Source organism: Beijerinckia sp. 28-YEA-48 (assembly GCF_900104955.1).
Taxonomy (GTDB): Bacteria; Pseudomonadota; Alphaproteobacteria; order Rhizobiales; family Beijerinckiaceae; genus Terripilifer.
The window spans coordinates 5,894,512-5,913,171 of record NZ_FNSI01000001.1 but is presented as its reverse complement, the minus strand read 5'-3'; the positions used below and the strand labels follow the sequence as shown (position 1 = coordinate 5,913,171).

Genomic DNA, 18,660 nt, shown 5'->3' with positions numbered 1-18,660 from the left:
TATCGTGTTAGTCAGTTCGAGTCATGAAATCCAAGGCAGCCGCGTTGTCCGGGAGATCGGGCGCATTTCGGCGGCTACCAGCTGGGGCGGTACGGTCAGTGCCACCTCGGAGGAATTGCGAGCCCAGGCCCTCAAGCGTCTCATCGACCAGGCCAAGGACTACGAAGCCGACGCCATCGTCGACGTTGATTACACCGTCGATGGCGTGAAGAGCTGCGATCTGTCCGCCTGCGATCTCAAGCGCGTTATCGTCAGCGGCGTCGCCGTCCGCCTCGCCCGCGGCTGATCCCCAAACAGCCCGACATCATTCAGCGAAGACCGAGCATTATTGCGGCTCGATCTTCGCTTGGTCGATCCAGGCTCTCCAGTCGACGATTTGTTCGCGCAGGAAAGCCTGGCCCTCGTCCGGTGTCGTGATCCAGGGATCGCTGGCGACGCTGTTGAGGAAGACCTTGCCTTCGGCGCTACCGGTGACTTCGTTGAACAGCTGGTTCAGCCGCTCGACGATCGGGCGCGGCGTCGCCATCGGCACCATCGCCGCGAACCACCCGACGATCTTCATCGGCACGCCAAGCTCCGTCATGGTCGGAAACTGCGGCACCACCTGCATCCGCTCGGGCGGGCTGATCGCCAGAATGCGGACCCGCTTCTCGCGCTCTTGAGAGATACTGAAAATATTGTCGAGCGTGGCGAAGTCGAGCGCGCCGCTGGTCAGGTCGTTCAATGAATCGCCGGCGGTGCGATAGATGACCTCCACGGCCTCAAGGCCCATGGTCTGGTTATAGATCGAGCCCATCACCCGGCCGAGCGGATTGGACGTGCCATAGCTCGCCTTGGCGCCCTTCTGCTTCAGAAAAGCGGTGAGTTCGGCCAGCGTCTGCCAAGGCGCGTCGGGGCGCACCACCAGCATGGTCGGCTGCCTGTTGATGGTGGCGACGATCTGGATTTCCTTTTCGGCATCGACCGGCGGCTTTTTGAACAGGCTCATGTTGGCTGCCAGCGCCGTCGCCCCATGCACGTAGATCGTGTGCCCGTCGGGCTTTGAGCGGGCCGTATATTCCGTTGCCAGATTGCCGAGGGCGCCAACCTTGTTTTCGACGATGACAGTGCGCCCGAGCAGCGGCCGCATTTTCTCCGCATACCAGCGCACGATGACATCGGCGCCGCTGCCCGCTGGAAAGGCGCAGACAAAACTCACATCGCGCGTCGGATAATCCTGGGCGATGGCCGGCAAGGTCAGAAGGGGAACGGCGAGTGTGGGCATGGCGGTCGCGGCCGACAATCCCTGGATGACGTGCCGGCGAGACAAGTTCTGCATCGTTTCCTCCTGTTTTTATCGTGGCGTTTGTTGTTGTTGGATGATCACCACGCATTCTTATAGATAGATGATGCGCGAACGTTCAAACGCCCGCGCATCATATCTGCTCCACGCTCAACGCTTAGGCCGCTTTCTTGTAGGGCCCGAGCTGCTGCAGGGCCCAATCGAGAAAGCTCATATCCACGACCTTGGCGAGCTCCACTGGTCGCTCCAGCATTTTCAGTTCGCCAAAAATGTCGATGTCGGTCTGCAGCGCTTGCATGTCGAGCTTGCCGTCGGGATCGCAATAGGCGAGCACGAAGGACTTATAGATCTGCGGGTCGCGGAACGGCCCGTATTTCACCAGGATGTCGATGATCGCATCGCCCTTGGCGCCCGAGAAATTGCCGGTGTCGTCGAGCGAGTCATTATGATCGCGCACGCCCCGCAGAAAGGCGCGCAGGAAGCGCTTGCCCTGTTCGCTCTGCTCCTTGATGAACTTGCCGCCATAAAGCGTCACTGCCACTTGTTGCGACGGCATCAATTCCCAACTCGGCATCAAAGCGACCGCCGCCCCGCGTTTCACCGCCAGCGTGCCGGCCGGATCGGGCGGCATGGCGAAATCGATCGCGCCGCTTTCCAACGCCGCCACCTGCTGCGGGAAGCTCATGGACGTTTCCCGCACCTGGTCCATCGGGATGCCGGCCTTCTTGAACAGCAGGTAGAACAGCGTGCTGGCGGAACTGCCCGGTGCGCCATTGGCATAGGTCAGCCCCTTCAGATCGGCGATCGTCTTGACCCGCCCTGACTGGACCAAGGCCGTGCGCACCATCAGCCGGATGCTGCTGCGGTTGACGATGTTGCGCGATTTGTCGGCGACCATGCGAATGTCGAGGCCGCGCGTGAAGCCGTTATAGAACCCGGCCGACGGCCCGCCCGCCGCCACTTGAAGATCGCCGGATGCCATCGGCGCGATCATGCGCGCCGCCGAGTCGAAGGGGATCATCTCGACGTCGAGTCCTTCGTCTTTGAAATAGCCGCGTGCATGGGCAACGAAATAGCCCACATCCGTGGCTGCGTTTGGGACGCCGAGTTTGACTTTGGTGGGACCTTGCGCGAGCGCGGGCGCGGCCAGCGTTGTCGCTGCCGCCGCACCCGACAGCGCGAATGCGCGTCTGGTGATCATGATTGTCCTCCCCTGGTCTTTATTTCATATCCCAGGCAGGATCATCGGGTCCAGCAAGACCGTGGCTACAGACAGCCTAAGCCCAGACAGCGCGGGCTTTGACTGAGCTATGGCTTTGCCGGCGTCAGCTCGGCTTGAAAGAGCCCCTCGGCCTGCATCACCGCATCGAAGCGGCCGGCCGGATCGAGCGTCTTGTTCATCTCCACCAGGCGGGGCATCCAGCTCTCAGCGATCGTATATTTCACCGAGGCGCCGCTCTGCTTGTGGGTGATGACCGCGACGGCAAACAGGCCCTCGGGCGCCTTGTCCGACGCCACGGTGAGCGAGCCCTGGCCGGGGCTGGCGGTGGTGGCGATCAGAATGCCATCGGCTGGGCAGGCGCAAGGCGCCTTCGGCCCGGCCCAGAAGGTCACATTGACCTCACGCGGCTTGGCGTTGAGCTTCTGGAGGGCATCGAGCCCGATGCGAATGCCAACGGGAATGAACGCGCCGAAGCCACCGTGCACGCGGGTGCCGAGCGCGATCCATTCCTCGCGGCTTTGGGCTTGGGCTGCCGATAAGCTGCCGGCGAACGCCAGAATGACGGTCGCTCCGACCAGTCGCGTGACAAACGCAGCCGTTTTGTCGCTGAGCGAGCTATGCATCGTCATAACTTTTCCCTCCCTCTTCATACCAACGCGATCGCTAGCATGAATTTTCGAGCGGACAAGTCGTACACCGCACAAACGGAGGCATTTGAGGGAAATTTTGCATAAAAAAAGGCCGGGCATTGCTGCCCGGCCGACAATCCAGCGGGGAAGCCGGATGTCTCCAGAGGGGAACGGCATGAAGTTCTTTTGTGAGCCTCACCGGAAGGGAGGGGGCTTGGCTCAAACCTCAGCCGACCCAGACATATTGCGCGGTGCAGTCGTGCGTCGCAACGCCGCAATGTGCATGGTGCCTGTGCAGATAATGCATAGCGAGTAACCAAACTTGGCTCCAGCCATGCACAGGCTTAATAGTCCCACCGCTGCGCGTTCGCGACCAGGAAGTCCCTGAACACACGAACCCTTGCGACATTCTTCATTTCTTCCGCATAGGCGAGATAGCACTCAAGCTCGGGCATATCCGCCTGCGGCAGGATGCGAACGAGCTGGGTGTCGGCGAGCGCGATATAGTCGGGCAGCACCGCGATGCCGACACCGTTTTCCACAGCCCGGCGCAGGGCCGAGATATTGTTGACGGTGAGCGTCGAGGGACGCGGGTTCTTTGCATCACGGCCGGCAAAGTGCAGGGAGTTGACGCTGCTCAAGTAGTTTTGCGCCGACACCCCATAGGTCAGGATGCGGTGGTGATCGAGATCCTCGAGCGACTTCGGCTCGCCGAAACGCTTCAGGTAAGCCACTGATGCATAAGCATGAAAATGCATCGTAAAAATGCGTCGGCGGATGATGTCGGCCTGCACCGGCTCACGCACCCGGATCGCTACGTCGGCCTCACGCATCGACAGGTCAAGCTCATCGTCCGACAATAGAATCGACAGTTTGATGTCCGGATAAAGCTCCAGGAACTCACCGATTCGCGGCGTCAGCCAATTGGTCCCGATTCCCACCGTCGTGGTGACGCGCAAGTCGCCGTGCGGCCGCTCCCGGCTGTCCGACAGTCGGGTGCGGGTGGCGTCCAGCTTGACCACGACATCGCGCACCGTGCGAAACAGAACATCGCCCTGCTCGGTCAGGATCAGCCCTCGGGCATGGCGGTGGAACAGCGGTACCTGCAGATCGGCCTCGAGCGCGCTGATCTGACGGCTAACGGCCGACTGGCTCAGCCCCAGTGCCTCGCCGGCATGGGTAAACGACCCGGCCTCTGCCGCCGCGTGGAATATTCTCAGTTTGTCCCAGTCCACCGTGTCAGCCCTTCAGATTGCCCGCTGCGCTTACTCCGCCGCCACCTTGGTCACTTCGTGGGCGGCAAGCCAGCGCTCCGCTTCCAGGGCCGCCATACAGCCCATGCCGGCTGCTGTGACAGCCTGGCGGTAAATGTCATCGGTCACGTCGCCGGCGGCGAAAACGCCTGGAATATTGGTCGCCGTCGAATCGGGCGCGGTGCGAATATAGCCGTTCGGCTTGATCTCGATCTGCCCCTTGAACAGTTCCGACGCCGGCTCATGGCCGATGGCGACGAAAACGCCGTCGACAGCCCTCTCCGTCACTTCGCCGGTTTTAACGTTGCGCAGGCGCGCATGGGTCACGCCCGGCGGCGTCGCCGTGCCGGTCACTTCGTCGAGCGCGTGATCCCAGACCACCTCGATCTTGGGATGTTTGAACAGCCGCTCCTGCAGGATGCGCTCGGCCTTGAACCCGTCGCGGCGATGCACGACCGTGACCTTCGAGGCGAGATTGGCGAGATAAAGCGCTTCCTCGACCGCCGAATTGCCGCCGCCGACCACGATCACTTCCTTGCCGCGATAGAAAAAGCCGTCGCAGGTGGCGCAGGCCGAAACGCCGTAGCCTTTGAACTTCTCCTCGGAGGGAATGCCGAGCCATTTGGCTTTCGCACCCGTGGCGATCACCAGTGTATCGCAGGTGTAATCGACGCCGCTGTCGCCCTTGAGGCGGAACGGATGGCGCGACAGATCCACCGCGGTGATGTGGTCGGAGACCATGCGCGTGCCGACATGCTCGGCCTGCGCCTTCATCTGCTCCATCAGCCACGGACCCTGGATCGGATCGGCGAAGCCCGGATAGTTCTCGACATCCGTCGTGATCATCAGCTGACCACCGGGCTCGAAGCCCGAAATCATGACCGGCTCCAACATCGCGCGCGCGGCGTAGATGGCGGCGGTGTAACCCGCAGGGCCGGAACCAACGATGATCATTTTTGCATGCTGGGGAACTTGCTTATTGCTCATCTTATGGGCTCGGAATGCATGAAAACGGGGAATGGGCGGCCTGACCGGCCGCTGAGGCGTCCCAGTTATGTAATAGATGCAGAGCTCGGCGGAAAGCCGCAGAGCGCGGAAAGCACGTCAATTTGCTCGCGCCGTGTTGCCAAAAAGGAAAAGGGCGCCCCAACCCTCGGCCGGAGCGCCATTAACTCATTGAATTTATTAAATTACATCCCGCGATACATCTGGCGCCGCATCCGGTCATGCCGCATATCGCGATGCATGCCCTCGCGCCTCATCTCGCGATGCATTTCCCGGCGCATCATGTGGCGGCGCATTTCGTGGCGCTCGCGGTCATGGCGGTATCCGGGGTTGTAGTATTGAACGGGCTGAACCAATCCAGCCTCGAAACCGCCAACGCTGGGGCTTGCTGGCGCGGCCTGCGCGATCCCTAAGCTGGCGACGGATGCGCCCGCCAGGAAAGAGAGAGCGACGGCGGCTTTTGCGAAAATATTCATAATTCCTCCAGGGGTACCCCCCGACGCGTAGGCGTCACGGTCAAAACCCGTGGGAAGAACATTCGTTCCGATTAAACTAAAAAGCAGGCCGCTGTCGGATAACAGCGGCCTGCCACTACAATGCGCCGATAATCAGCGACAAACTTGGAACGGATGCGTGCCGCGCGGATTGCCCCACGCGTCATAAACCGGCCGGCGTTCCCAATAACAGCCACCGCCGTAGGCCGGATAGCCGCCGTAACCATAGGCAGGAGCCGGATAATAGCTCGGCGCGGCGGAAGCCGCCGCAGCGGCACCCAAAATGCCAATCGCGGCGCCAGCGGCGATCGCCCCACCCGGGCCGATACCACCACGGCGATAATAGCCCGGGCCGCCATAATAGCGCGGGCCGACAACCACCCGGCCGCCGTAGGCGCGCGGGCCACCGCGGCGATATTGCACCTGCTCAGTCAAGGCCGAAGCATGAGCATCGGCAACTGAAGGCGCCATACCCGCGGACAACGGCATGGCCGCGACCGGGGCAGACGCAAAAGCCGCGACTGCGAGCGAAGCGCCGACGGCAAGACCGTAAATACTCTTCATGGAAGTCTCCTCTGGGCCCCTTCCGACCGCATCAGTAGTTTACACGTGACCCACCGAAAGTCGATATAAGACAAAGGTGGCTGGCCCTATGTCACTGCAACGCAAAAGACTAAAAATGGTTCAATTGTCGGGTTCACCGGCGGCAATCCGCGCTTGGTCGACGACTTGCCGCACGGCTCTTGCATGCTATACGGGCCGGGCAGTCCTCCTATCTGGACGGTGAATCGATGCACCGTCGACGATTTTCGAGAGATTGGCGGGATTTGGCCGATTTTGGGCCGCATGTGAGGGCGTTAACCGTATGACGACGCGCGGCGCGATTGGCGGGCCCCGCCTTCTGCTGCGCCGGCTTCGCGAGGTCATGGCGGAGCCGGTGACGGCACAGGCGCGCCTCGACAAGATCGTCGTTCAGATCGCCTCCAACATGGTGGCCGAAGTCTGCTCGGTCTATGTGCTTCGCGACGACGGCCGGCTCGAACTCTTCGCCACCGAAGGTCTGAACCGCGAAGCCGTCCATCTGACCACCCTGCGCATTGGCGAAGGTCTCGTCGGCTTGATCGCCCAGCGCGCTGAACCGCTGTCCTTGACCGACGCCCAGGCTCATCCGGCCTTCTCTTATAAGCCGGAAACGGGCGAAGAAATTTACCAGTCCTTCGTCGGCGTGCCGATCCTGCGCGGCGGCAACACGCTTGGCGTTCTCGTCGTCCAGAACCGCGCGCGGCGCACCTATTCGGAAGAAGAGATCGAGGTTCTAGAAACCATCTCGATGCTGCTGGCCGAGATGATCGCGTCGGGTGAATTACAGTCGATCGTCCGTCCCGGCATCGACATCGGCAATCGCCGCCCCATGGCGTTGCGCGGCACGGCGATTTCCGAAGGCGTCGGCCTTGGCCATGTGGTTTTGCATGAGCCGCGCGTCATCGTTACCCAGATCATCGCCGAGGACACGCAGCGCGAGGAAGAACGCCTCAACACCGCCATCGAGGCGATGCGCGCCAACCTCGACGAACTGCTCGAAAACGACGGCATGGGCGGCGGCGAACATCGCGAAGTGCTTGAAACCTTCCGCATGGTCGCCAACGATCGCGGCTGGCTGCGTCGCCTGCGCGAAGCGGTGCGCGGCGGCATCACCGCCGAGGCCGCTGTCGAGCGCGTGCAGAACGAAGCGCGCGCCCGCTTGCAACGCCAGGCCGATCCCTATCTGCGCGAGCGCCTGCACGACCTTGATGAACTGGCCAACCGGCTGCTGCATCAGCTCACCGGGCAGGAACTCGTCACCGCACCCGAAAACCTACCCGACAACGCCATTCTCGTTGCCCGCAGCATGGGACCGGCTGCTTTGCTCGACTATGATCGCAAGCGTCTGCGCGGCCTCGTGCTCGAAGATGCGGGCTCGTCGAGCCATGTCGCCATCGTCGCCCGCGCGCTCGGCATTCCGACCATCGGCGATGTCGCCAATATCACTAGCCTGGTCGAACAAGGCGACGCCATCATCGTCGATGGCAGTGTCGGCGAAGTGCAGCTACGTCCGCAGCACGACGTCGAACTGGCCTATAGCGAAAAGGCGCGGCTGCGTGCCCGCCGCCAGGAACAGTATCGCGCCTTGCGCGACACACCCTCGAAAACCCAGGACGGTGTCGACATCGGCCTGCATATGAACGCCGGCCTGTTGGTCGATCTGCCGCTGATGGCGGAAGCCGGCGTCGCCTCCATCGGCCTGTTCCGCACCGAACTGCAATTCATGCTGGCGCCGCAGTTTCCGCGCCAGGAAAAGCAATACGCGCTCTACAACGCGGTGATGCAACAGGTGCAGGATGGGTTCGTCACCTTCCGCACCCTCGACATCGGCGGCGATAAAATTCTGCCGTATATGAAGACCTTCGAGGAAGAGAATCCGGCGCTGGGTTGGCGCGCCATCCGCATTGGCCTCGATCGCCCCGGCCTGTTGCGCCTGCAATTGCGCGCCCTTTTGCGGGCTGGCGCCGGCCGGCAATTGCGCATCATGTTTCCCATGGTCGCCTCGGTCGAGGAGTTCGATGCGGCGCGCGCCTGCGTCTATCGCGAGATCGACCATCTGCGCCGCCATGGCCATATCATGCCGTCCGATCTCAAACTCGGCGTCATGATCGAAGTGCCGTCGCTGCTCTGGCAGCTCGATGAATTGCTGCAGCGCGCCGACTTCCTCTCGGTCGGCTCGAACGACCTGATGCAATATCTTTACGCCGCCGATCGCGACAACAAGCGCGTGTCATCGCGCTACGATCCCATGAGCCCGCCGGCGCTGCGCGCCCTCAAGCGCATCGCCGATCGCGCCAATCTGGCCGGCAAGTCGCTCACGCTCTGCGGCGAAATCGGCGGCAAGCCGCTCGAAGCCATGGCCCTCATCGGCATCGGCTATCGCTCGCTTTCCATGTCGCCGGCGAGCATCGGCCCAGTGAAAGCCATGCTGCTTGGGCTCAATGCCGGCGAGATCACCGAATTCATCGGCGACTTGCTCGATCGGCGCACCGGCCAGACCTCCCTGCGCCCCGACCTGATCGCCTTCGCCGAGGCCAAAGGCGTGCCGCTGTAGCGACGCTACTTCCGCTCGTCCCAGTCTCGCGCCTAGGTTGTGAACCCAGGCTTTTCTCTTTTCTCAGCCTTCAGGTTTTTCCATGCTGCCCGCCGACAAACTCAATCTCATTGCCCGCCGCCACCAGGAGATTTCCGCACGCCTTGCCGGCGGCGCCACCGGCGCGGAATTCGTCGCGCTGTCGCGCGAACTGGCCGAGCTCGATCCGGTTGCCACCGCCGTCGACAATTGGCGCACGGCCCAGTCGGACATCGCCGGCGTCGAAGCCATGCTGGCCGATCCCGCCATCGACGGCGAAATGCGCGCCCTTGCCGAGGAGGAGAAGCGCGACGCGCAAGCCCGGCTCGAGCAGATTGAACAGGCCTTGCGCCTGGCGCTGTTACCCAAGGACGCCGCCGACGAGCACGGCGCCATCCTGGAAGTGCGCGCCGGCACCGGCGGCGATGAAGCCGCCCTCTTCGCGGGCGACCTGTTTCGCATGTATCAGCGCTACGCCGAACTGCATGGCTGGAAGATGGAAGTTCTCTCCACCAGCGAAGGCACGGCCGGCGGCTTCAAGGAAATCGTCGCCCAGGTGGAAGGGCGCGGCGTCTTCGCAAAGCTCAAGTTCGAATCCGGTGTCCATCGCGTGCAGCGCGTGCCCGACACGGAAACCCAGGGACGCATTCACACCTCGGCCGCTACCGTCGCCGTTCTGCCGGAAGCGCAGGAGGTCGACATTGATATCAACGAAGCCGATCTCAAGGTCGACACGATGCGCGCCCAGGGCGCTGGCGGCCAGCACGTCAACAAGACCGATTCCGCCGTGCGCATCACCCACATTCCCACCGGCACGATCGTCTTCGTGCAGGAGGAACGTTCGCAACATAAGAACCGCGCCCGCGCCATGGCGCTGTTGCGCTCCCGCATCTACGACGAGCAGCGCCAGAAACTCGACAACGCCCGCGCCGCCGATCGCAAATCGCAGGTCGGCTCGGGCGACCGTTCCGAGCGTATCCGCACCTATAATTTCCCGCAGGGTCGCGTCACCGACCACCGCATCAACCTGACGCTCTACAAGCTCGACAAGATCATCACCGGCGAAGCGCTCGACGAAGTGATCGATCCGTTGATCACCCAGCATCAGGCGGATCTTTTGGCGGAAAGTGAGAAGTAAGCGGCTTCCGAGCCATACCCGACAGCTTGGTGCCATCCCGGACACGTGCGCAGCAAGTGATCCGGGATCCAGGAGTCAAAGGCCCACTGCTGCTGATTGATGCGTCAGAAGGGCAAACCTAACAGAGCCTTCAACTGTCGCCCCTGGTTCCCGGATCGCGCTGCGCGCGTCTGGGATGACACCAAGATGGCGAACCTGATCGCTCACATATAGAGCTTCTCGCCCTCCAGCCCCTTGTACATGTCGGCGACATAGTCGCCGTAGCCGTTCCACTTCAGAGTCGGCACGCGATTGCCAGTGCCGAGCACTTCCTCGGTCGCCTGACTCCAGCGGGGGTGCGCCACTTCCGGATTCACATTGGCCCAGAAGCCATATTCAGACGCCTGCAAGGCTTCCCAATAGCTCTTCGGTCGCTCATTGGTGAAGCTGATGCGCTTGATCGACTTGACGCCCTTGAAGCCAAATTTCCACGGTGAATGCAAACGGATCGGCGCGCCATGCTGTTTCGCCAGCGGCTTGCCATAAGCGCCCGTCACCACGAACGTCAGCTCGTTCATCGCTTCCGCCATGGTCACGCCCTCGACATAGGGCCAAGGATACCAGACCTGCCGTTGTCCCGGCGCCACCTTCGGATCGAGGAAGGTTTCCATGCGAATATATTTCACGCCCGATTGCGGCTTCGCCAGCTCGACCAGTTTCTTCATCGGAAAACCGGTCCAGGGAATGGCCATCGACCAGGCCTCGACACAACGCAGACGATAGAGCCGTTCCTCAAGCCCCATCTTCGCCATCAAATCGTCAATGCCGATCTCGAAGGGCTTTTCGACCAGGCCGTCGACCTTGATCAGCCACGGCCGCGTCTCCAGACGCTGCGCCGCCTGATAGATGTTCTTCACCTGGCCGAATTCATAGAAATTATTGTAGCGCGCCGCGGTGTCTTCCGGCGTCAGCGGCCGATCGAGCGTATAGGTCTCGTTGCGCTTGGCGGGAAACAACGCCGCCGATGGATTCTCAGCTTGCGCAGCGGCCACATTCGGCAGCATCGACCCCGCGCCGATGGTCAGCCCGGCCTTCAACAGATTACGGCGATCGAAAAACAAATGTTCCGGCGTCGCCTCACGTTCGGGAATCTCCCACCCGCGACGGTGAATGACGTTCATAACGGCCTCCGATGGGCTTTTGCGCGCAATGCCTGCTTGGATGCGCGAATAGGCCCGTTTTCCGGCCCGGAATCTAAGACCCAGCGCCGTTCACGGCAAATCACGAAGCCGAAGCTGGTGTCACGAGGCTGTCATCGCTGGCTTCTTCGGTGGCCCATAGCGCTTGATTCGAGCGCGATTGACGGGATAACTCGGCGGACGAGGCGGAACCCATGACCAAAGCGATTGTTGGCATTATCGGCGGATCGGGCATTTATGACCTGCCAGGTCTTGAAAACCTGCGCGAGGAAAGGCTGACGACCCCGTTCGGCGACCCGTCGGACGCGCTGCGTTTCGGCCGGATCGGCGCGACGGAAGCGGTCTTCCTGCCGCGTCATGGGCGTGGCCATGTGCTGTCCCCCTCGGGCATCAATTATCGCGCCAATATCCATGCGCTCAAACAGGTCGGCGTGACCGATGTCATTTCCGTCTCCGCCTGCGGCTCGTTCAAGCCGGAACTGGTGCCAGGCCTGTTCGTCCTCGTCGATCAATTCGTCGATCGCACCCATGGCCGCGCCTCGACCTTCTTCGGCAATGGCTGCGTCGCCCATGTCTCCATGGCCCACCCAGTCGCGCCACTCTTGCGCGAACGCATACTCCAGGCGGCGCAGGCAGAAGACGTGCCGGTCATCAAGGGCGGCACTTATGTCTGCATGGAGGGGCCGCAATTCTCCTCCTATGCGGAATCCCTGTCCTATAAGGCGCAAAATTACGACGTCATCGGCATGACCGCGATGCCCGAAGCAAAACTGGCGCGCGAAGCGGAACTCTCCTACGCCACCATAGCGATGGTGACTGATTATGATTGCTGGCATCCTGAACACGATGCGGTCGATGTCGCCTCGGTGATCAAAACCGTCCATGAAAACGCCGGCAAGGCCGCGAAACTTCTGGCGCGTGTGTTGCGCGATTTCCCGGCCGAACACGAACCCTGCCCGATCGGCTCCGACCGGGCGCTGGACGCGGCCCTGATCACCGCGCCCTCGGCGCGCGATCCCGCTCTACTCGACAAACTGAAAATCATCCTGGCGCGCACGACTGCCGCCTAAACCGCAACTGGAACCTCGATGAACGAACCTTATTCGAACGATCTGAAACAGGCGATCCGCACTATTCCGGATTATCCCAAGCCTGGAGTTCAGTTCCGCGACATCACCACTCTGCTCGGCGATGCCAGGGCCTTCCGCCGCGCCGTCGATGAATTGGTGCAGCCCGTGGCTGGCACCAAGATCGACAAAGTGGCCGGCATCGAGGCGCGCGGTTTCATCCTCGGCGGCGCCGTGGCGCATCAATTGTCGGCCGGCTTCGTGCCGATCCGCAAGAAGGGCAAGCTGCCGCACAAGACCGCCTCCATCGCCTATTCGCTCGAATATGGCGTCGATGAAATGGAAGTGCACAGCGACGCCATCCACGCTGGCGAGCGCGTCATCATCATCGACGATCTCATCGCCACCGGCGGCACGGCGGAAGCCGCGGTGAAACTGATGAAATCCATCGGCGCCGATGTGGTCGCCGCCTGCTTCGTCATCGACCTGCCGGATCTCGGTGGTGCCAAAAAGATCCGGGCGCTTGGCGTGCCCGTGCGCACCTTGATGACTTTCGACGGTCACTGATGCAGATCGGCGGCCGGCACTATCGCACCATTTGGGAAGACGAACGGCGAAATGTCGTCGTCATCGACCAGACGAAACTGCCGTTCGCCTTGGAAACCCTCACGCTCAAAACCTCCGCCGACGCGGCGCGTGCAATCAAGGACATGATCGTGCGCGGCGCGCCGCTGATCGGCGCCACCGCCGCCTGGGGCGTTGCCCTTGCCATGCGCGACGATCCCTCCGACGCGGCGCTGGCCTATGCCCTCGCTTCGCTGGGCGCGACACGGCCGACGGCGGTGAACCTGCATTGGGCGCTGCGCCGCATGCAGAGCGTGCTGCTGCCGCTCCCACCAGAACAACGCGCCGCAAGCGCCCGCATTGAAGCCATCAATCTGTGCGACGAGGATGCCACCACCTGCCGCGCCATCGGCGAACAAGGCCTGCCCTTGTTGCGTCAAGCAGCGGCACGCAAAGATGGCGCCACCCTCAACATTCTCACCCATTGCAATGCCGGCTGGCTCGCCTGCGTCGACTACGGCACGGCGCTGGCGCCGATCTATCTCGCTCACGATTCTGGCATCGATGTGCATGTCTGGGTCGATGAAACCCGCCCGCGCAACCAGGGCGCGTCCCTGACCGCCTATGAGCTGGGCGCCCACGGGATCAAACATACCGTCATCGCCGACAATGCCGGTGGCCATCTCATGCAGCACGGCGAGGTCGATCTGTGTATCGTCGGCTCCGACCGCACGACCGCGCAGGGCGATGTCGCCAACAAGATCGGCACCTATCTCAAGGCCCTCGCTGCCTTCGACAATCACGTGCCCTTCTATGTGGCGCTGCCATTCTCGACCATCGACTGGTCGCTTGGTGACGGCATCAACGAAATCCCCATTGAGGAACGCGCCGCCGGCGAAGTCACGGACATGACCGGCATCGATGCCGACGGCACGCGGCGCACCATCCGCATTGTCGCGCCCGGATCGAATGCCGCGAACCCCGCCTTCGACGTCACACCCGCCCGCCTCGTCACCGCATTGATCACCGAGCGTGGTGTGACGCCGGCGACAGCAGCGGGGCTCGCCGCGCTCTACCCCCAGGCCGAGCGCGTATGACGACGGATACGTCCCTTCGCCGCGACATCATCCGCATCGCGCAGGAGATGGATCATCTCGGCTTCGCGCCATCGAAATCCGGCAATGTCTCGGCGCGCGCGCCTCACGGCCTTTTGATCACGCCCTCGGCCCTGCCCTATGCCCAGACCAAGCCCGCCGATCTGGTCTTGCTCGATCTGGATGGCAAGGTTTTAGCAGGCAAACAACCGCCCTCGTCCGAATGGCGCTTTCACGCCGCCATCTATCGCGCCCGGCCGGAGGTGAACGCCATCGTTCACACCCATTCGCCGCGCGCCACGGCCTTGTCCTGCGCCCGGCGCGGCCTGCCGGCTTTTCACTATATGATCGCCATCGCCGGCGGCCACGACATCCGCTGCGCGCCCTATGCGACCTTCGGCACGCAAGCCCTCTCCGATCATGCGGTTCGCGCCCTGAAAGACCGCAAAGCGACCCTGTTGTCGAACCACGGCGTCATCGCCCTCGGCACGACGCTCGAGGCCGCTCTCACCGTCGCCAAGGAAGTTGAAAATCTCAGCGGCGAATATCTCGATCTGCTCGCGGCCGGCCTGAAACCTGTTATCCTGGACAAGGCCGAGATGAAGAAAGTTCTCGCGCAATTCGCCGCTTATGGCCGCAAGGGCTAGACTTGGCGCAAATCGCGTTTCGACGGAAACGCGATTTTGCTTATAACCTCTGTTTCGACGCGTCTTCATGGCGCTCGGCCTTTCCGCCGAGCTGTGAAACGCTATGGCCTGGGTGGAAATTTTTCCATCGCCACGCTATATACTTGGGTATATAGCGGCCCCAAGGCCGCGCTCGCCGACCGACATGTGAGGATCACCATGCTCGCAACCGATGAAGACATTCTCGCCAAAGCCGAGGAATGGCGGAAGGCCGGAAAAGGCGTCGCCATCGCCACCGTCACCCAAACCTGGGGCTCCGCCCCGCGCCCCGTCGGCAGCCATCTCGTCATCGACGAGGACGGGCTGTTTCTCGGCTCCGTCTCCGGCGGCTGCGTCGAGGGCGAAGTGGTGACCGAGGCGCTCGACGTGATCGGCGACGGCAAGTCCCGCACGCTTGAGTTCGGCGTCGCCGACGAGACCGCCTGGCGCGTTGGCCTGTCCTGTGGCGGCCGCATCAAGGTCTATGTGGAAAAGGTGGACTAATGGACCTCGCGCTTCTTTCCGCCATGAATGTTGAACGCGCCGCGCGTCGGGCCTGCATTCTCGTCACCGATGCCGCCGATGGCACGCAGCGCCTTGTGAAAGGCGCCGACATCGCCACTGACAGCCTTGCCTATGTGCTGGACGCAGCGCTGCGCTCCGGCAAGAGCGGCACGGTGGAAGTGAACGGCAAGGACTATTTCCTCACCGTGCAGGTGCCGCCGGTGCGGCTCTTCGTCATCGGCGCCGTACATGCCTCGCAAGCGCTGGCGCCGCTCGCCCGTGTCGCTGGGTTCGACATGACCGTCATTGATCCGCGCACCGCCTTCGCCACGCCCGAGCGCTTCGCCGACGTGAAGCTGCTGGCTGAATGGCCGCAGGATGTCCTGCCCGGCCTGAAGCTCGATCGCTATAGCGGCCTTGCCTGCTTCACCCACGATCCGAAGATCGACGATCCGGCCTTGGAACTGGCGCTCTCGGCCGACTGCTTCTATGTCGGCGCGCTCGGCTCGCGCAAAACCCATGCGCGCCGCGTCGAACGCTTGCAGGCCAAAGGCTTCACCGAAGAACAGATCGCCCGCATCCGCGCCCCCATCGGCATGGATATCGGCGCGGTCAGCCCGGCTGAAATCGCTGTCTCGGTTCTGGCCGAGATCATCCTGTCCTTGCGCAAGAAACCGCTCCGTACAGAAACGGATAAGCGGGCGGGCGCGGCGATCGGAGCCTCGGCGTGAAATTTGGTGCCATCCCGGTCGATAAAGCCCTGGGCGGCATCGTTGCCCATGCGGTGCGCATGGATGGCCTCGTCCTCAAGAAGGGCGAAACCATCGGCGCCGCCCAGATCGACGCACTCAAGGCCGCCGGTGTGTCCGATATCGTTGTCGCCCAGGCTGAAACCGGCGACGTCGGCGAAGACGATGCCGCCCTGCGCCTGGCCAAGACCGTGGCCGGCGATCACGTCACCGTCGAAAAACCGTTCACCGGCCGCTCCAATCTATTCGCCGACAAGGCCGGCGTGTTGATGATCGACACAGCCGCCATCGACAGCATCAATGATATCGACGAATCCATCACCGTCGCGACGCTGGAGCCGTGGCGGGCCGTGGTGCAGGGCGAAATGATCGGCACCGTGAAGATCATTCCCTTCGCCGTGCCAGAAACCCTGCTGTTGAAAGCCATCACAGCGGCCGAGGAAGCGCCAGTGCGCGTCGCCGCCTATCGGCCGATGCGGATCGGCGTCGTCTCGACGATTCTGCCTGGCCTGAAGCCAGCGACCGTCGCCAAGACCCTGCGTGTCATGCAGGAGCGCGTTGCGCCTGCCGGCGCCACCCTCGTGGCCGACCTGCGGGTGCCGCATGAGCCGGCACCGCTGGCGGCGGCGATCGACGAGGTCAAGCACGAGAGCGATATCATCGTCGTCTTCGGCGCCTCGGCCATCACCGACCGGCGCGACGTCATTCCGGCAGCGTTGGAAGCGGCCGGCGGCCGCATCGAACAACTCGGCATGCCGGTCGATCCCGGCAATCTGCTGCTCGTCGGCGATATCGACGACAACGGCAAACGCAAGCCCGTGCTCGGCGCGCCAGGTTGCGCCCGCTCGCCCAAGGAGAATGGTTTCGACTGGGTGCTGCAACGCCTGCTCGCCGGCCTGGACGTGAAGGCCCGCGACATCCGCCGCATGGGTGCGGGCGGCCTGCTCATGGAAATCGTCCAGCGCGGCCAGCCACGTGCCATCCCGCCGTCGGACTGATACATAGCGTTTCAGGTTCGGCGTTTCAGTGTTCGGCGACGCCGAACTTATGAAGACGCGTCAAAACAAAGACCCCCTCTCCCATGGCTCATATCGCTGCCGTCATTCTCGCCGCTGGCCTTGGCACCCGCTACCGGGCGCAAGATGCCAATACCGTCTCCAAAGTGCTGGCCGATCTCGACGGCCGGCCGTTGGTCCGCCATGTCATCGACGAAGCCTTGTGTTCGCGCTGCGCGCCGATCGTGGTCGTCACCGGCTATGCCCATGAGGCGGTCGAAGCGGCTCTTGCCGACGCCGATGTCAATCTCGTCAACAATCCCGAATACGAGACCGGCCTCGCCTCCTCGCTGAAACGCGGCATCGGCCGCCTGCCGGTCAACAGCCAGGGCGCCATCGTCCTTCTCGCCGATATGCCGAAAGTGTCGGCGGCCATCATCAACCGGCTGATCGAGATCTTCATCAGCCATCCCGATGCCGACGCGATCGTCCCGGTCTATAACGGCACGCGCGGCAATCCGGTGCTGCTCGCCCAGGCGCTGTTTCCTGCGATCATGCAATTGAAAGGCGACCAAGGCGCCCGGCCGATCCTGGACGCCGCCGCCAAGAACGAGCGCATCATCTATGTAACGATGGACAACGAAGCCATCGCCACCGACGTCGATACGCCCGACGCCCTCGCTGCTCTACGGACGGCCAAAAGCTAATCCAGCACCCAGGCGACGTTCGACTTGGTGCGCAGCGTTTCCCGATAGCCGTTGGTGCGCATGATGCGCGGCAGGTCGATCGCCCAGCGGCCGTTGGAATATTCCATCAGCACAAGCTTCGGCCACAACGCCTTCGGCGCCGTGCGATAGAACGTCTCCAGGATCAGGTCTTCCGCGCCTTCGACGTCGAGCTTGATCGCGTCGATATGGTTATAGCCCTCGTCCTGAACCAGGCCCAACAGCGTGCGCCCCATCACCCGCAACTGCTGGCCGCTGGCATCGGAATTGACGATCCGCATCGAGGTCTCGCCGCGATTGTGCGTCGGCAGGAACAGAGTGATCTCGGCATCCTTATCCGACACCGCGCAATCGAGCGCCTTCACCGAGGCGAATTCGTTCTGGCGGATATTGTAGACGAGACGCTCGAAAATCTCCGGCTGCGGCTCGATCGCCAGGATGCGCGCATCGCGCCCCGCCGTCGCCGCGACGAACAGGGTATAGCCGCCGATATTGGCGCCGATGTCGATGAAGATGAACCCTGGCTTCATAGCCGCTGCCAACAGCGCCCGCTCCGGCTCGTCGAAATATTGCGGCGTGAACAGGATGCGCTTTTCGCAAACGTTATTGTAGGGATAGAGCCGCATACGGGCGCCAAGCGCTTCGGTATCGACCGGGCGGCCCGCCAGAAGGCGCAGGCCAAGCTTGCGCAGGGCATAGGCGCCGCGCCGGCCGGCCCAGCTCAGGGAGGCCCGACGGGTGCGGGCAATAATGCTGGCCACCAATGCGCCGGGCGCATAGGCGCCGAACGGCCCAGTGTCGTTAGGATAAGGCTTCATGGGCGCGGCCATAGCACGCGGATCCGGCCAAAAGCCAGCCGGAAGGACCACCACCCCGCTGCCATGGGGCAATCTGCCCTGTTGCCACCCGTCCCGCACACCCTTGCGCCGCCGGCCAAATTGC

At 62.7% G+C, this 18,660-nt stretch carries 20 protein-coding genes; 11 read left to right on the top strand and 9 right to left on the bottom strand.

The genetic code is table 11. The features are described from left to right. The first annotated feature begins 4 nt into the window (after window positions 1–4). Window positions 5–286 (top strand): heavy metal-binding domain-containing protein, encoded by a 282-nt coding sequence (locus tag BLW50_RS27765; protein ID WP_170850388.1) that lies wholly within the window; start codon window positions 5–7, stop codon window positions 284–286. A gap of 39 nt (window positions 287–325) precedes the next feature. Here the strand turns inward: BLW50_RS27765 and BLW50_RS27760 are convergent, their stop codons facing one another. From BLW50_RS27760 to BLW50_RS27730, 7 genes are all read right to left on the bottom strand, one after another. Beyond that, entirely contained in the window at window positions 326–1,318 is a 993-nt protein-coding gene (locus BLW50_RS27760) for a Bug family tripartite tricarboxylate transporter substrate binding protein (RefSeq protein WP_090708416.1), read from the bottom strand. A gap of 121 nt (window positions 1,319–1,439) precedes the next feature. Continuing rightward, on the bottom strand, window positions 1,440–2,483 hold the full coding sequence (locus BLW50_RS27755) for an ABC transporter substrate-binding protein (RefSeq protein WP_090708414.1): 1,044 nt from the start codon (window positions 2,481–2,483) through the stop codon (window positions 1,440–1,442). Between the two features lie 107 nt (window positions 2,484–2,590). Beyond that, window positions 2,591–3,133 carry an FmdE family protein gene (locus BLW50_RS27750; RefSeq protein WP_170850387.1) on the bottom strand — a complete coding sequence of 181 codons (543 nt, stop codon included), beginning with the start codon at window positions 3,131–3,133 and terminating at the stop codon, window positions 2,591–2,593. A 344-nt stretch (window positions 3,134–3,477) separates the two neighbouring features. Then, entirely contained in the window at window positions 3,478–4,368 is an 891-nt protein-coding gene (locus BLW50_RS27745) for a LysR family transcriptional regulator (protein WP_090708409.1), read from the bottom strand. Window positions 4,369–4,398: 30 nt separating this feature from the next. Further along, entirely contained in the window at window positions 4,399–5,340 is a 942-nt protein-coding gene (gene trxB, locus BLW50_RS27740; protein ID WP_244544422.1) for a thioredoxin-disulfide reductase, read from the bottom strand. 236 nt (window positions 5,341–5,576) lie between these two features. After that, a complete protein-coding gene (locus BLW50_RS27735; RefSeq protein WP_090708405.1) occupies window positions 5,577–5,867 on the bottom strand; it encodes a hypothetical protein in 291 nt (96 codons plus the stop codon). A gap of 132 nt (window positions 5,868–5,999) precedes the next feature. Further along, window positions 6,000–6,449: a hypothetical protein gene (locus BLW50_RS27730; protein WP_244544421.1), complete on the bottom strand. Its 450-nt coding sequence runs from the start codon at window positions 6,447–6,449 to the stop codon at window positions 6,000–6,002. Between the two features lie 301 nt (window positions 6,450–6,750). Between BLW50_RS27730 and ptsP the strand changes: the two genes are divergently transcribed. Together ptsP and prfA are read left to right on the top strand one after the other, a co-directional pair. After that, window positions 6,751–9,021 (top strand): phosphoenolpyruvate--protein phosphotransferase, encoded by a 2,271-nt coding sequence (gene ptsP, locus BLW50_RS27725; protein ID WP_244544420.1) that lies wholly within the window; start codon window positions 6,751–6,753, stop codon window positions 9,019–9,021. A gap of 82 nt (window positions 9,022–9,103) precedes the next feature. After that, entirely contained in the window at window positions 9,104–10,177 is a 1,074-nt protein-coding gene (gene prfA / locus BLW50_RS27720) for a peptide chain release factor 1 (RefSeq protein WP_090708403.1), read from the top strand. A 203-nt stretch (window positions 10,178–10,380) separates the two neighbouring features. On the opposite strand, the gene msrP is transcribed toward prfA, so the two are convergent. After that, complete coding sequence (gene msrP / locus BLW50_RS27715; protein WP_090708401.1) at window positions 10,381–11,337, bottom strand: protein-methionine-sulfoxide reductase catalytic subunit MsrP; 957 nt, start codon at window positions 11,335–11,337, stop codon at window positions 10,381–10,383. Window positions 11,338–11,549: 212 nt separating this feature from the next. Here msrP and BLW50_RS27710 point away from each other — a divergent pair, with 212 nt between their 5' ends. The 8 genes from BLW50_RS27710 (at window position 11,550) to BLW50_RS31175 (ending at window position 17,700) form a co-directional block, all read left to right on the top strand. Continuing rightward, the gene (locus tag BLW50_RS27710) at window positions 11,550–12,425 is read left to right on the top strand and encodes an S-methyl-5'-thioadenosine phosphorylase (RefSeq protein ID WP_090708399.1); all 876 of its coding nucleotides are present in this window, start codon (window positions 11,550–11,552) and stop codon (window positions 12,423–12,425) included. Between the two features lie 18 nt (window positions 12,426–12,443). Further along, window positions 12,444–12,989 (top strand): adenine phosphoribosyltransferase, encoded by a 546-nt coding sequence (locus BLW50_RS27705; protein WP_090708397.1) that lies wholly within the window; start codon window positions 12,444–12,446, stop codon window positions 12,987–12,989. Then, window positions 12,989–14,083, top strand: a complete 1,095-nt coding sequence (gene mtnA, locus BLW50_RS27700) for an S-methyl-5-thioribose-1-phosphate isomerase (RefSeq protein ID WP_090708395.1) — start codon at window positions 12,989–12,991, stop codon at window positions 14,081–14,083. Before BLW50_RS27705 ends, mtnA begins: the two co-directional genes overlap by 1 nt. After that, window positions 14,080–14,727 (top strand): class II aldolase/adducin family protein, encoded by a 648-nt coding sequence (locus BLW50_RS27695; RefSeq protein WP_090708393.1) that lies wholly within the window; start codon window positions 14,080–14,082, stop codon window positions 14,725–14,727. Before mtnA ends, BLW50_RS27695 begins: the two co-directional genes overlap by 4 nt. Window positions 14,728–14,925: 198 nt before the next feature. Next, on the top strand, window positions 14,926–15,249 hold the full coding sequence (locus BLW50_RS27690) for an XdhC family protein (protein ID WP_090709842.1): 324 nt from the start codon (window positions 14,926–14,928) through the stop codon (window positions 15,247–15,249). Next, window positions 15,249–15,980 (top strand): XdhC family protein, encoded by a 732-nt coding sequence (locus tag BLW50_RS27685; protein ID WP_090708391.1) that lies wholly within the window; start codon window positions 15,249–15,251, stop codon window positions 15,978–15,980. The genes BLW50_RS27690 and BLW50_RS27685 overlap by 1 nt, the downstream gene beginning before the upstream one ends. Next, complete coding sequence (locus tag BLW50_RS31180) at window positions 15,977–16,996, top strand: molybdopterin-binding protein (RefSeq protein WP_090708389.1); 1,020 nt, start codon at window positions 15,977–15,979, stop codon at window positions 16,994–16,996. Before BLW50_RS27685 ends, BLW50_RS31180 begins: the two co-directional genes overlap by 4 nt. An 83-nt stretch (window positions 16,997–17,079) precedes the next feature. Beyond that, window positions 17,080–17,700 carry a nucleotidyltransferase family protein gene (locus tag BLW50_RS31175; RefSeq protein WP_090708387.1) on the top strand — a complete coding sequence of 207 codons (621 nt, stop codon included), beginning with the start codon at window positions 17,080–17,082 and terminating at the stop codon, window positions 17,698–17,700. Here the strand turns inward: BLW50_RS31175 and BLW50_RS27670 are convergent. Continuing rightward, window positions 17,697–18,548 (bottom strand): FkbM family methyltransferase, encoded by an 852-nt coding sequence (locus tag BLW50_RS27670; RefSeq protein ID WP_090709840.1) that lies wholly within the window; start codon window positions 18,546–18,548, stop codon window positions 17,697–17,699. The genes BLW50_RS31175 and BLW50_RS27670 overlap by 4 nt on opposite strands. Window positions 18,549–18,660: the final 112 nt, after the last annotated feature.